Raw genomic sequence first — 13,326 nt, 5'->3', positions numbered from 1 at the left:
AAGAATGACATTACTCCGATCTCTCGTTGCCATATCGATGATGGCAGCACCTATCGCGGCACTTGCCACCACTCCAGCGGATTTAATCATTGTTGATGGTACTGTTTTGACAATGGATGCCAATAATCAAGTTATTGAGAATGGGACCGTTGTTATTGATAAAAATAAAATTATCGCTGTTGGCGGCCCTGAGCTTGCCACGCAATATACCGCCAAAAAACGGCTAAATGTTGATGGCGATATAGTCATGCCAGGGTTAATCAATACCCATACTCACGCATCAATGACTGTATTTCGTTCCCTTGCCGACGATGTCCCCGACCGTTTGCACCGCTATATCTTCCCATTAGAGAGCAAGATGGTTTCCCGTGAAATGGTGCGAGTAGGCGCTAACTTAGCCAACGTCGAAATGGTCAAAGGTGGCGTTACAACTTACGTGGATATGTACTATTTCGAAGATGAGGTTGCAAAAACCGTCGATAAAATTGGTATGCGCGCGATCCTTGGAGAATCCGTGATCAAATTCCCTGTTGCTGATGCTAAAAATGCAGATGAAGGTATCGCTTATGCCGTGAAATTTATCAACCAATACAAGGATCATCCTCGCATTACGCCAGCTTTTGCGCCTCATGCACCTTATACCAACACCACTGAACATCTACAGAAAATTGCTAAGCTTTCTCAAGAACTGAATGTTCCCGTGATGATCCACTTAGCGGAAACCGACAGAGAGCAAGAAGAAATTGCCAAACGTACTGGCGGCAAAAGCCCGGTTCAATATATGGCAGACATCGGCGTCCTGAATAACAAAGTGATTGCCGCTCATGCCATTATGGTTGATGAAACCGATATCGACCTGCTCAAACAGTATGATGTCGGTGTGGCACATAATGTCAGTGCGAATACCAAATCAGCCAAAGGTGTTGCTCCAGTGACCGCGATGTTAGCAAAAGGTGTTCGTGTGGGTTTAGGAACTGATGGTCCGATGTCCAGCAATACCTTAACGACCATGAACGAGCTAAATTTAGTGGGTAAAATTCATAAGCTTGAAAATAAAGATAGAGCTGCAATGCCACCCATCACCGTGGTTGAATTAGCGACCAAAGGCTCTGCAAAAGCCATTCACATGGAAGATAAGTTAGGCTCTCTAGAAGCGGGGAAATTGGCAGATATTATCGTTGTCGATACAAAATCACCGAATATGGTTCCGATGTATAGCCCTTATGCCGCACTGGTTTATGGCGCGAATGCTTCCAATGTACGCCATACCATTGTGGATGGAAACCTATTAATGGAAGACCGCAAAGTACTCACAGTTGATGAAAATGCGATTGTGAAAGAGGCTCTACAATTTGCTGATCAAGTTCGTAAAACCGTGGTTGCCAGCGGTGAAACAGTGAAATAAAAAAAATGGCTGATTCAGTATTTCACTGGATCAGCCATGATTCTTAACTTAGCGATTAACCCTTATTTATTGGTTAAATCATCAAAGAATTTTTTCACACCATCTAAGAAGCGTTTTGAACGTGGGCTATTTTTCTCGCCACCCGTACCGCCTAACGACTCACCAAACTCTCTGAGTAACTCTTTTTGTTTCTCATTCAGTTTGACTGGGGTTTCGACAACAATGTGACACATTAAGTCACCTTGCATACCACCACGTACTGACTTCACGCCCTTACCTTTCATACGGAATGTTTTGCCCGTTTGGGTTTCCGCAGGAATTTTCAGTTTAACGCGACCATCAAGGGTTGGGACTTCAATTTCGCCGCCCAGCGCTGCCGCAGCAAAGTTGATTGGCACTTCGCAATGTAAGTTATTACCATCACGTTCAAAAATATCGTGAGGTAAAACATGCATTTGAACAAATAAATCCCCTGCTGGAGCGCCATTCGCACCAGCTTCACCTTCACCGGATAAACGAACGCGGTCGCCCGTATCAACCCCTGCTGGGATCTTAACGGATAAGGTTTTGTATTTCTCAACACGACCTTGACCATGACATTTGTTGCATGGGTCTTTGATGACTTTTCCGCGACCGTGACAGGTTGGGCAAGGTTGTTGTACTGAGAAGAAACCTTGGCGCATGTGTACTTGGCCCATACCGTGACAGGTTTGGCATGTATCTGCGCTAGTGCCTGGTTTTGCACCGCTACCGTGGCACACGTCACAGCTTTCGAGCGTTGGAATACGGATCTCTTTGGTCACTCCACGGACTGCTTCTTCAAGAGTCAGTTCCATGTTGTATTGCAGATCAGAACCACGGCTTGGGCGCTGTTGACGACGACCGCCACCAAAAATGTCACCGAAGATGTCACCAAAAATATCACTGTTGAAATCGCCGCCACCAAAGCCGCCGAATCCACCTCCGCCACCCATACCGCCTTGTTCAAACGCGGCATGACCATATTGATCGTAAGCGGCACGTTTTTGCTCATCGGACAGGACTTCGTAAGCTTCTTTTATCTCTTTGAATTTCTCTTCAGATTCATCTTTGTTTTCCTGATTGCGGTCAGGATGGTATTTCATTGCTAAGCGCTTATATGCTCGCTTAATGTCTTTTTCTGAAGCATTTTTTTCGAGGCCTAAAACCTCATAAAAATCTCTTTTCGCCATTTATTTTTCCCTTAACATGCAGACACGGGCGCAGAGTTCCCTCAACGCCCGTGTCCGGTATCAGTCACTATTTAACATTATTGCGATAGTCACTGCGCCCGCTAAGGGCCTTATTTTTTGTCTTTGTCGTTAACTTCTTCGAATTCAGCGTCAACAACATCGTCATCTTTCTTCGCTTCTGCACCTGCACCCGCAGCGCCCGCTTGAGCTTGTTGCTGTGCAATTTCCAGAAGTTTCGCAGATGCCGTTACCAGCGCTTGGATTTTCGCTTCGATTTCAGCTTTATCTTCACCTTTAGAAGCGACTTCTAATTCTGAAGTTGCTTTTTCGATGTTCGCTTTATCTTCAGCTGGTAATTTGTCGCCTGCTTCTTCGATTTGTTTACGAGTACCGTGAATCAGTTGGTCTGCTTGGTTGCGAACCTGCACTAACTCTTCAAATTTACGGTCTGCTTCAGCGTTAGCTTCTGCGTCACGTACCATTTTTTCGATTTCCTCGTCATTCAGACCAGAAGATGCCTTAATGGTGATGTTTTGCTCGCGACCGCTGTTTTTGTCTTTCGCAGAAACATGCAGGATACCATCCGCATCGATGTCAAAAGTCACTTCGATTTGCGGCATACCACGTGGCGCTGCTTGAATACCATCTAAGTTAAACTGACCCAGTGATTTGTTATCACTTGCACGTTTACGCTCACCTTGCAGTACGTGAATGGTCACGGCTGCTTGGTTATCTTCCGCAGTAGAGAATACTTGGCTGTGTTTAGTTGGGATTGTGGTGTTCTTCGAGATTAACGAAGTCATCACGCCACCCATGGTTTCGATACCTAAAGACAGTGGAGTTACGTCAAGTAACAGAACGTCTTTAACATCACCCGCTAATACACCACCTTGTACTGCTGCACCCATTGCAACGGCTTCGTCTGGGTTAACGTCTTTACGTGGCTCTTTACCAAAGAAATCAGCAACAACTTTCTGAACCATTGGCATACGAGTCTGACCACCAACTAAGATAACGTCGTTGATGTCACCTACGCTTAAACCAGCGTCTTGCAGAGCAACTTTAACTGGCTCCATAGAACGTTTAACTAAATCTTCTACCAGTGACTCCAGTTTTGCACGAGTCACTTTGATGTTCATGTGTTTTGGACCTGTCGCATCCGCAGTGATGTATGGCAGGTTAACGTCAGTTTGTTGAGCAGAAGACAGCTCAATTTTTGCTTTTTCAGCAGACTCTTTCAGACGTTGCATTGCCAGTGGATCGTTACGCAGATCAACACCTTGTTCTTTCTTGAATTCGTCAACTAAGTAGTTGATTAAACGAGTATCGAAGTCTTCACCACCCAAGTGAGTGTCACCGTTGGTTGCCAGAACTTCATAGGTTTTTTCGCCATCAACTTCATCGATTTCGATGATTGATAAGTCGAATGTACCACCACCTAAGTCGTAAACCGCGATAGTACGGTTACCAACTTCTCTATCTAAACCGTAAGCCAGCGCTGCTGCTGTTGGTTCGTTGATGATACGTTTTACTTCTAAACCAGCGATACGACCCGCATCTTTGGTTGCTTGACGCTGAGCATCGTTAAAGTAAGCTGGAACAGTGATAACCGCTTCAGTTACTGGTTCACCCAGATAGTCTTCCGCTGTTTTCTTCATTTTTTTCAGCACTTCAGCAGAAACTTGTGGCGGTGCCATTTTTTGGCCTTTTACATCTAACCACGCATCACCGTTATCAGCCGCTACAATTTTGTATGGCATGATAGACACGTCGCGCTGAACTTCTTCGTCTTGGAAACGACGACCGATCAAACGTTTGATCGCAAATAATGTGTTTTCTGGGTTAGTGACAGCCTGACGTTTTGCTGGCTGACCAACTAAAATTTCACCATCTTGTGTATATGCAATGATGGAAGGAGTAGTTCTATCACCCTCGCTGTTCTCAAGAACACGCGCAGTAGTGCCATCCATAATTGCAACGCATGAGTTAGTTGTACCTAAATCGATACCAATAATTTTACCCATTTAAAACGCCTCCAAAGGAATTCTTTTCATTTAATTTCGATATCAATCTATATAAGGCTCAATATTTCATTTTCAAGGGAGTTTTTACTTCAACCTTGATTTTTTTTGCAACCTTACATCTTTTGCAATTCGCAATAATTTAGATTGATAACTGTTGATGTCTTAAAGATGGGGTCACAAATTCATTCATCAAGGGGCAAAACTAAAAAAGTTTTACATTTAATGCAAAAAAACCCGTCTCTTGATCATTGTTTCGACAATTAAAACTGCGTATTATTCGCCTCCCCGTCCTATGGGGCTACAAATATTCATTGTATCTATTTGATTTTTAAAAACTTTACCAGAGGTTATATGCAATCTAGTTCGCTTGCCAATCCAGGCCCACTCGGTTTATTGGGCTTTGGTATGACAACAATCCTGCTGAATATTCATAATGCAGGCTTTTTCCCTCTCTCATCTGTGATTTTAAGTATGGGGATTTTCTATGGTGGTATCGCGCAAGTGATTGCTGGGCTTATTGAATATAAGAAAGGCAATACGTTCGGTGCGACTGCATTTACCTCTTACGGCTTCTTTTGGCTTGCGTTAGTCGGTCTGCTATTTTTACCGACCATGGGATTAGCCGAAGCAACTGACCCTGCATTTTTAGGGATGTTCCTGCTTTTATGGGGGATCTTTACTTTCTTTATGTTCTTAGGCACCTTCAAAGCAAATTTCGTGCTGCAATTTATCTTTGGCAGCCTAACTGTACTGTTTGCAATGTTGGCGGTGGGTAATCTGACCAACGATGCCACGCTGCTTCAATATGCGGGCTATGAAGGAATTATCTGCGGTGCGAGCGCGTTCTATCTGGCTGTCGCTGAGATCTTAAATGAACAGTATGGCAAAACCATCCTGCCAATTGGTCAGCGTAGCTAAATTTATATACGGCTAACCTGATAGCCTATTAAGCAAGATAGACAGAAAACTGTAACAAGAATTATCAGGCAGACATGACGTTCTGCCTGATTTTTTAGAAGAGATTACTCGGCAGTGCGAATAGCCGACTTTGGACGGAAAGCTTTAACGATGCTTTCGTCTGTTTCAACGTATGGGCCATCAAGTAGTTGAATACAGTATGGCACACTCGCAAAAATGCCTGATACCAGCACATTTCCTTCTTTATCTTTCAGCCCTTCTAAGGTTTCAGCAATCGCCTTTGGCTGTCCCGGTAAGTTTAAAATCAGTGACTGATTGCGGATCACACCAACTTGGCGAGATAAAATCGCCGTCGGCACGAACTTCAGGCTAATTTGGCGCATCTGTTCACCAAAACCAGGCATTTCACGATCGGCAACTGCAAGCGTTGCATCTGGGGTGACATCTCGACGAGCAGGACCGGTGCCGCCTGTAGTCAGGACTAAATGACATGAAAATTCATCCACCAGCTCACACAACGTTTGCTCAATCATGACTTGCTCATCAGGAATCAAACGAGTTTCTAAACGAAAAGGGGTGGTAATGGTTTTCGTTAGCCACTCTTCCAGTGCTGGGATCCCTTTATCTTCGTAGATACCGCCTGAAGCACGATCAGAAACCGACACCAGACCTATGCGCAACTCATTCATACAAACCTCAAAAATTAATCATTTAAATTTGTTCATTTGGCGAGAAAATGCTAATTCAATTAATACTAAGCCAATAATGATAAACATGGCGTATCATACCATGAGGTCAAGTGCTTGACAGCGTCGTGTTTGTGTCGAAATATGGAATTGAGAGTTTAATCAATGAAAAAACAGCATAAAAAAACCCAGCCAATTGACTGGGTTTTCTAAGAAAAAGGAAATTACAGCAGAGCTGCGATCATTTTTTCCAGTTTTTCTTGGTCTACAGCAAACTTACGGATACCGTCAGACAGTTTATCAACCGCCATTGGATCTTGGTTATGCTGCCAGTAGAACTCAGCTTCAGTCAGTTTAGCGCCTGGCTCTTGAGTTTTACCTTCATCTTTCAATTTACAAACCAATTCGCCTTGTGATTCAGACAACTCTTTCAGCAGCGCTGGAGAGATAGTCAGACGGTCACAACCTGCCAGCTCAATGATTTCACCTACGTTACGGAAGCTTGCGCCCATCACGACGGTTTTATAACCATGTGCTTTATAGAAGTTGTAGATTTCAGTCACAGAAACCACGCCTGGATCTTCATGCGCAGCAAACTCTTTTTTATCGGTGTTTGCTTTGTACCAGTCAAGGATACGACCTACGAATGGAGAGATCAGGTAAACACCAGCTTCCGCACAAGCACGCGCTTGAGCAAAAGAGAATAATAAAGTTAAGTTACAGTTGATGCCTTCTTTTTCCAGTTTCTCCGCCGCGCGGATACCCTGCCAAGTAGAGGCTAGTTTGATCAAAATGCGGTCGTTGCTGATACCAGCTTCGTTGTACATTTTAATCAGACGACGAGCTTTAGTAATACACGCTTCTTCATCATAAGAAAGACGTGCATCAACTTCAGTTGAAATACGACCTGGGACTAATTTCAGAATTTCTAAGCCGATATTAACAGCCAGTTTGTCACATGCATCGACAACTTGTTGTTCACGGTTATTACTTTGCTTACGTGCCCACTCTACCGCTTCATCAATTAATTTACGGTACTCAGGAATTTGTGCAGCATTTAAAATCAGCGATGGGTTAGTCGTCGCATCTTGTGGTTTGTACAGCTTCATCGCTTCGATGTCGCCAGTGTCGGCAACAACAGTTGTCAGACTACGTAAGGAGGTTAGTTTGTCGGTCATTTCTTTAATCTCGTTGTTATACCCGTCATACTTCAAGTTGTAGGGGTGTTGGCTACATTCACTCACCCTTGCTATCTACCCATAACAAGAATTATTTAGGGGAAACCCGCCATGCTTCGAGTCGTAGGGCTGTTGGCTACGCTGATTAGCCACACATCTGCAACTTAAACTACTTTGTGTATTATTAAGGAATTGAGGCTAGCGCCGCACCGTCCCATGATAATATCACGCATCTACGTTGCTGCAAGCGAGGAAATATCCTTGAAAGCAACTATTTGATCAGCAATCGTTTTCGCAGCATCCCTAATAACTGAATGCATTTAGCTAGGTTGATTCATCTCATCAGTAAACCAGATAACCATCATAAGCGCGACTTATTACAGCGATTCGCCATTTCGTCTGATTTTTTGTTAAAGTAACGGGTAAATTTACTATCATAAGGGTTAAGTTATGCTGATTACTATTTCACCTGCCAAAACATTAGACTACGAAAGCCCGCTCGCCATCGACACGTTTACTCAACCCGAGCTCCTCGCTGAGTCTGAAAAACTAATTAAAACATGCCGAAAACTCACACCAGCAGATATCGCGAGCTTAATGAAAATTAGTGATAAACTTGCAGGGCTGAATGCGGCGCGTTTCGGTGAATGGCAGCCAAACTTTACCCCTGATAATGCACGCCAAGCCATCCTCGCCTTCAAAGGGGACGTGTATACCGGCATGCAAGCCGAAACGTTTTCTCCCGCTGATTTTGAATTTGCTCAGCAACATTTACGTATGTTGTCCGGCCTATATGGTGTGCTGCGTCCATTAGACTTAATGCAGCCTTATCGCTTGGAAATGGGAATTCGCCTTAAAAACAGCCGTGGTAAAGACTTATATGAATTCTGGGGAGATATCATCACTCAGCATTTAAATAAAGCACTGGCAGCGCAAGGGGATAATATCCTTGTTAATTTAGCTTCTGATGAATATTTTAAGTCTGTGAATACCAAAAAATTGGACGCTGAAATTATCAAACCCGTTTTCTTAGATGAGAAAAATGGCAAATATAAAGTCATCAGTTTTTATGCAAAAAAAGCTCGCGGATTAATGAGCCGTTTTATCATTCAAAATAAACTGACTAAATCTGAACAGCTATCTGACTTTAATTTAGAAGGCTACCAATTTGATCAAGCGCAGTCGAAAGGTAATGAATTAGTCTTTACACGACCTGAGCAAGCCTAATCATAGACTCACTACGTTGGCTTATGGGGAATGCATCACACCCTATAAGCCTCATACTCAACATACGATATCTTATTTCAAATCCCCGTCACAATCTGGCGATAAAATAATCACCTCTTAAGCTGTATAGCATTCTTTCACCAGTGAGCTCAACAGAGTTATGCCAAAATTCGAGTAAATCTTTGCCATTTATTTTGGAGGTGAGCCATGCCATATTCTGCTGCGTCACATCGTTACACAGATATGGAATATCGTCAGTGCGGTCGGAGTGGATTAAAGCTCCCCCTTGTCTCTTTAGGACTCTGGCATAATTTTGGTGACAACAAGCCAATTGATAACTGCCGAGCCATGTTAAGACATGCGTTTGATCACGGGATCACCCATTTTGATCTCGCCAATAATTACGGACCGCCTCCTGGCTCTGCAGAACAACAATTTGGTCGCATTCTACAACAAGATTTTCGTCCTTATCGCGATGAAATGGTGATCTCCTCCAAAGCAGGTTACACCATGTGGGAAGGCCCTTATGGTGATTGGGGCAGTAAAAAATATTTAGTTGCTAGTCTCAATCAAAGTTTAAAAAGAATTGGCGTCGACTATGTAGATATTTTCTATCACCATAGACCCGATCCTCAAACCCCATTAGAGGAGACCATGGCAGCCCTTGATTTGATTGTTCGCCAAGGGAAAGCGCTTTATGTGGGAATTTCGAATTACCCCGCAGAAACGGCGCAAGAAGCTATCCGTATTCTCAATCAACTGGGCACCCCTTGCCTTATTCACCAGCCTAAATACTCCATGCTAGAACGTACCCCAGAAGAAGGTCTCCTCGATTTGCTCGAAGAGGAAGGTGTCGGCTCGATTGCCTACTCACCACTGGCCGGAGGTATTTTAACGGATCGCTATCTCAATGGTATTCCCGCTGATTCTCGTGCAGCAGGTAATCCATCACTGCCGCCTGAAAGACTTACATCCGCTATTTTAGCAAAAGTGAAAAAACTCAATGAATTAGCCTTAAATCGTGGGCAAAAATTGAGTCAAATGTCTTTAGCGTGGTTACTGCGCCACGACCGCATTACTTCCGTGCTTATCGGCGCAAGCCGTATCAGCCAAATCGATGATGCTCTCGGCATGATGGAAAATCGCGATTTTAGCCAAGAAGAATTAAAAGCCATTGAGCTGATCCTCGAAGACTCAATCTAAGCCCTTCTTATCGCTATCTCTTAAAATATATTTAAGGGATAGCGTTCTATTTATTACCTTTAATTTAAATACAAACGAACGAATAACATCTTAGTTTATTATTTTATATTCATTTAAAACAAATTTGATCCATTAATTAACCGACAACATTCTTTAATTATTTAAGTGAGTCATTTAAGCTTTATTTGCAGTTTAATTAATTCACTTTATAACGAGGAATTTATATGCGTAAAATCTCTACTCTCTTAATCACCTTATTATTCCCTTTATCCGCTCTTTCCATGACTATACCGACCGACTCTCAGCAAACCGCCACCGAATATCTATGGAGTAACGGCGGTAATGGCGGTAACGGTGGACATGGCGGCAATGGTGGTAACGGGGGAAGTGGTGGTAGCGGCGGGCATGGAGGCAATGGTGGAAACGGCGGTAATGGAAATTAAATAAACCCGATTATTTAATTATTTCCCCCTTCACCCACGAAGGGGGATGGAGGAAAAAATGACGAATCAATCTCTATTTAAATTCATCTCTATTTTAGTTTTTTCTGCAATACCAACATTAAGTCATTCCAATTATCTTCAGTTTAATAAAAACAGCCTATTTAATTTAAATAAACCTATTATTGTCGATAATATTTTATCACCTAATTTTTGCGTTCCTGTTTATTGCCAAAATTATTATTTTCATTTTTCCGAAAATGGCATAAATGGAACCCATGGGCAACATGGCAGTGGAGGAAACGGCGGTAATGGCGGAATCGGTGGTAATGGCGGCAGCGGAGGTAATGGTCAACACGGTGGAAATGGCGGCAACGGCGGCAGTCATGGCCATGGTAACCACGGAGGTCACGCGACTCCCGGCAGTAATGGAAATGGTGGCAACGGCGGAAATGGTGGCGTGAATGGTGGAGACGGTGGGCACGGCGGTAACGGAGATGGACGAGGCAACGGCGGCAACGGCGGCAATGGCTCCGTCAATGGCAATGGTGGTAATGGCGGACACGGAGGCAGTAATGGCGGTCATGGTGGTGATGGAGGGGATGGCTCCGGCAGTGGCGATGGTGGCAATGGAGGAAATGCAGGTATTGGCGGACAAGCGGGCAAAGGCGGTAAAGGTGGGCCGGATGGCGGTCAAAATGGCGCTGATGGCTCAATCAATTGATGTCTCAACGCTCCACACCATAAAAAACGGAAGCCTATTTCGCTTCCGTTTTTTATATTTTATCTAACCGTAAATCTCAATTATTGCTTTGGCGCTAATTTCATTAAGAATTCGCGTAATTGAGCAAAATCAGACGGTAAGAAGTGAGAAAGCAGTGGTAAATCCGCACGTTCCGCCAGCTCTTTTGGCAGTGGAATTTGTTTATTCAAGATAGCTTCCACGCTCTCTTTAAATTTCGCTGGGTGAGCCGTTCCTAAGAACAGACCATATTCCCCATCTTGCAGCTGATCACGCAGGACTCGATAAGCAACCGCTGCATGAGGCTCCGATAAATACCCTTTCTTATCTAACTCACGTACGGTTTCTTGAGTCACTTCATCACTCACTGCACCGTAACCTAACTCTTTCAATGACCAACCTTTGCGACGGAATAACTCTTCAATACGCGGCCAGTTATTTGGCTGGCTGACATCCATTGCGTTAGATAAAGTCGCAACGGTTTGATGTGGCGCCCATTTACCATCAACTAAATAACGCGGAACCGTGTCATTAACGTTAGTGGCAGCGATAAAACGTTTCACTGGTAATCCCATAGATTTCGCCAGCAAGCCTGCCGTTAAATCCCCAAAGTTACCACTTGGCACAGAGATCACTAGTTGATCGCGTTTTTCTGCTGGGATCTGAGCAACCGCTTCAAAATAATAACAAATCTGCGCTAACAGACGGCTAATATTGATGGAGTTCGCAGAGTTCAAATACAGGGCTTTTTTCAGTTCTTCATCATCAAAAGCGTGTTTGACCATCGCCTGACATGCATCAAAATCATCTTTGATAGCCACAGTATGGATATTTTTACCCAGCGTACAGAATAGCTTTTCTTGCAGTGGGCTGATTTTGCCTTCTGGGTATAAGATAACCACTTGAACATTATCTAAACCATAGAATGCATGGGCTACGGCAGCGCCGGTATCACCAGATGTCGCGGTTAAGATAGTGACTGGCGCACCACCAGCTACTTGACCTAACGCTTGCGCCATAAAGCGACCGCCAAAGTCTTTAAATGCCAGTGTTGGGCCGTGATACAGCTCTAACGTTGCCACATCATCCTCAACTTTGGAAACGGGTGCAGGGAACGCAAAAGCCGTTTTAACACGTTCAGCGAGCTGCTCAGCAGGGATTTCATCCCCGATAAACGCGCTTAAAATACGGCTACTACGAGTGACAAAATCCAACTTCAGTAATTCATCAATTTCACTGGCGCTAAACTCAGGTAAGTCTTGAGGGAAAAATAGCCCTTGTTGCTTACCTAACCCTTGTTTCACGGCTTGCGCGAAGCTGACTTGCTCGTTGTTATCTTTTAAATTATACAGTTTCATCGTTTACCCTATTGTCCTTGCACCCGCCATATCTAAACGACAGATATGCACAAAGCCCTCATCATTTTGAATGTAGTGTTGTTGTAGGTACTGCACCATCTCTTCTGCGATTTTTTTATCATCACAGATGGTAAAAATTGTTGGCCCTGACCCCGAAATACCACATGCCAGCGCACCAATTTGCTTAGCATGTTCCCGTGCCTTCGCAAAACCTGGTAGCAACTGAGTACGGTACGGCTCTGCGACGACGTCTTTGATCATTGTCACCGCTAGCTCTGGCTGGTTAGTATGGCAAGCATGGATAAAGCCCGATAAATAGCGTCCATGATTCACAATATCATGACGAGAATAGCTATCAGGTAAAATGGCTCGCGCTTCTGCGGTAGAGACTTTAATGCCCGGATAAGCCATCACCCAATACCAGTTCTCAAAAGCTGGCACAGGTTGAGAAATAATGCCATTTTGCTCGATGATCAACTGTAAGCCACCCAAGTAGCAGGGTGCGACGTTATCATAGTGAATGCTACCTGAAATACGCCCTTCTAGCTCGCCCATCATGCCAAGCAATGTTGTTTGGTCAAATGGCTTCTCTGCAAACTCATTGAGTGCCATCAGCGCAGCGACGACAGAGCAAGCACTTGAACCTAACCCTGAACCTATTGGCATATTCTTTTCAAGGGTCATCGCCACGTTCAGCTTTTTACCAAGACGCTCGCAAAACAGTTCCCAGCATTGGTAAACAATGTTGTGTTCCATTTTTTTCGGTAGCTTAGAAACAAATCGACCTTGGTTTTCTAATGAAAATGTTTCTGCCGCTTCAATGCTGACACAGTCACCGAGCAATGAACCATCAACCGGAGAGACTGCTGCGCCTAGCACATCAAATCCAACGCTCACATTACCAATTGAAGCGGGTGCATAAACTTTGATCACT

The 13,326-nt window shown here is 44.0% G+C and carries 12 protein-coding genes; 6 read left to right on the top strand and 6 right to left on the bottom strand.

The window, feature by feature from the left end; translation table 11 throughout:
- Nucleotides 1-37: 37 nt before the first annotated feature.
- Complete coding sequence (locus ACY3ZI_RS03605) at nucleotides 38-1,405, top strand: amidohydrolase (protein WP_442959124.1); 1,368 nt, start codon at nucleotides 38-40, stop codon at nucleotides 1,403-1,405.
- Between the two features lie 62 nt (nucleotides 1,406-1,467).
- On the opposite strand, the gene dnaJ is transcribed toward ACY3ZI_RS03605, so the two are convergent.
- Complete coding sequence (gene dnaJ / locus ACY3ZI_RS03600) at nucleotides 1,468-2,616, bottom strand: molecular chaperone DnaJ (RefSeq protein WP_036950288.1); 1,149 nt, start codon at nucleotides 2,614-2,616, stop codon at nucleotides 1,468-1,470.
- 110 nt (nucleotides 2,617-2,726) lie between these two features.
- Complete coding sequence (dnaK, locus tag ACY3ZI_RS03595) at nucleotides 2,727-4,640, bottom strand: molecular chaperone DnaK (RefSeq protein WP_036950286.1); 1,914 nt, start codon at nucleotides 4,638-4,640, stop codon at nucleotides 2,727-2,729.
- Between the two features lie 351 nt (nucleotides 4,641-4,991).
- Here dnaK and satP point away from each other — a divergent pair, with 351 nt between their 5' ends.
- Entirely contained in the window at nucleotides 4,992-5,558 is a 567-nt protein-coding gene (gene satP / locus ACY3ZI_RS03590; protein WP_211886709.1) for an acetate uptake transporter, read from the top strand.
- A gap of 104 nt (nucleotides 5,559-5,662) precedes the next feature.
- Here the strand turns inward: satP and mog are convergent, their stop codons facing one another.
- Together mog and tal are read right to left on the bottom strand one after the other, a co-directional pair.
- Complete coding sequence (gene mog, locus ACY3ZI_RS03585) at nucleotides 5,663-6,247, bottom strand: molybdopterin adenylyltransferase (RefSeq protein ID WP_211886711.1); 585 nt, start codon at nucleotides 6,245-6,247, stop codon at nucleotides 5,663-5,665.
- Between the two features lie 221 nt (nucleotides 6,248-6,468).
- The gene (gene tal, locus ACY3ZI_RS03580) at nucleotides 6,469-7,422 is read right to left on the bottom strand and encodes a transaldolase (RefSeq protein WP_211886712.1); all 954 of its coding nucleotides are present in this window, start codon (nucleotides 7,420-7,422) and stop codon (nucleotides 6,469-6,471) included.
- 450 nt (nucleotides 7,423-7,872) lie between these two features.
- Here tal and yaaA point away from each other — a divergent pair, with 450 nt between their 5' ends.
- The 4 genes from yaaA to ACY3ZI_RS03560 all read left to right on the top strand — a co-directional run bounded on the left by yaaA (nucleotide 7,873) and on the right by ACY3ZI_RS03560 (nucleotide 11,016).
- The gene (yaaA, locus tag ACY3ZI_RS03575; RefSeq protein WP_036950277.1) at nucleotides 7,873-8,649 is read left to right on the top strand and encodes a peroxide stress protein YaaA; all 777 of its coding nucleotides are present in this window, start codon (nucleotides 7,873-7,875) and stop codon (nucleotides 8,647-8,649) included.
- Nucleotides 8,650-8,856: 207 nt separating this feature from the next.
- Entirely contained in the window at nucleotides 8,857-9,852 is a 996-nt protein-coding gene (locus tag ACY3ZI_RS03570; protein WP_211886713.1) for an aldo/keto reductase, read from the top strand.
- A gap of 224 nt (nucleotides 9,853-10,076) precedes the next feature.
- A complete protein-coding gene (locus ACY3ZI_RS03565) occupies nucleotides 10,077-10,295 on the top strand; it encodes a hypothetical protein (RefSeq protein WP_154602774.1) in 219 nt (72 codons plus the stop codon).
- A gap of 58 nt (nucleotides 10,296-10,353) precedes the next feature.
- Nucleotides 10,354-11,016, top strand: a complete 663-nt coding sequence (locus ACY3ZI_RS03560) for a hypothetical protein (protein WP_487375987.1) — start codon at nucleotides 10,354-10,356, stop codon at nucleotides 11,014-11,016.
- 80 nt (nucleotides 11,017-11,096) lie between these two features.
- On the opposite strand, the gene thrC is transcribed toward ACY3ZI_RS03560, so the two are convergent.
- Both thrC and thrB read right to left on the bottom strand, forming a co-directional pair.
- A complete protein-coding gene (thrC, locus tag ACY3ZI_RS03555; protein WP_487375986.1) occupies nucleotides 11,097-12,392 on the bottom strand; it encodes a threonine synthase in 1,296 nt (431 codons plus the stop codon).
- 3 nt (nucleotides 12,393-12,395) lie between these two features.
- Nucleotides 12,396-13,325, bottom strand: coding sequence for a homoserine kinase (gene thrB / locus ACY3ZI_RS03550; RefSeq protein ID WP_487375985.1), 930 nt, complete (start codon nucleotides 13,323-13,325; stop codon nucleotides 12,396-12,398).
- Between the last annotated feature and the right edge of the window lies 1 nt (nucleotide 13,326).

This window comes from Providencia sp. LY12, from assembly GCF_057621555.1.
Note: the sequence above shows the minus strand (reverse complement) of the source record. Positions and strands in the feature narration are given on the sequence as shown.

Bases quoted from the DNA above. Each gene is read 5' to 3' on its own strand.
- ACY3ZI_RS03605 (WP_442959124.1), top strand. From the start codon at position 38: ATGATGGCAGCACCTATCGCGGCACTTGCCACCACTCCAGCGGATTTA.
- dnaJ (WP_036950288.1), bottom strand. From the start codon at position 2,616: ATGGCGAAAAGAGATTTTTATGAGGTTTTAGGCCTCGAAAAAAATGCT.
- dnaK (WP_036950286.1), bottom strand. From the start codon at position 4,640: ATGGGTAAAATTATTGGTATCGATTTAGGTACAACTAACTCATGCGTT.
- satP (WP_211886709.1), top strand. From the start codon at position 4,992: ATGCAATCTAGTTCGCTTGCCAATCCAGGCCCACTCGGTTTATTGGGC.
- mog (WP_211886711.1), bottom strand. From the start codon at position 6,247: ATGAATGAGTTGCGCATAGGTCTGGTGTCGGTTTCTGATCGTGCTTCA.
- tal (WP_211886712.1), bottom strand. From the start codon at position 7,422: ATGACCGACAAACTAACCTCCTTACGTAGTCTGACAACTGTTGTTGCC.
- yaaA (WP_036950277.1), top strand. From the start codon at position 7,873: ATGCTGATTACTATTTCACCTGCCAAAACATTAGACTACGAAAGCCCG.
- ACY3ZI_RS03570 (WP_211886713.1), top strand. From the start codon at position 8,857: ATGCCATATTCTGCTGCGTCACATCGTTACACAGATATGGAATATCGT.
- ACY3ZI_RS03565 (WP_154602774.1), top strand. From the start codon at position 10,077: ATGCGTAAAATCTCTACTCTCTTAATCACCTTATTATTCCCTTTATCC.
- ACY3ZI_RS03560 (WP_487375987.1), top strand. From the start codon at position 10,354: ATGACGAATCAATCTCTATTTAAATTCATCTCTATTTTAGTTTTTTCT.
- thrC (WP_487375986.1), bottom strand. From the start codon at position 12,392: ATGAAACTGTATAATTTAAAAGATAACAACGAGCAAGTCAGCTTCGCG.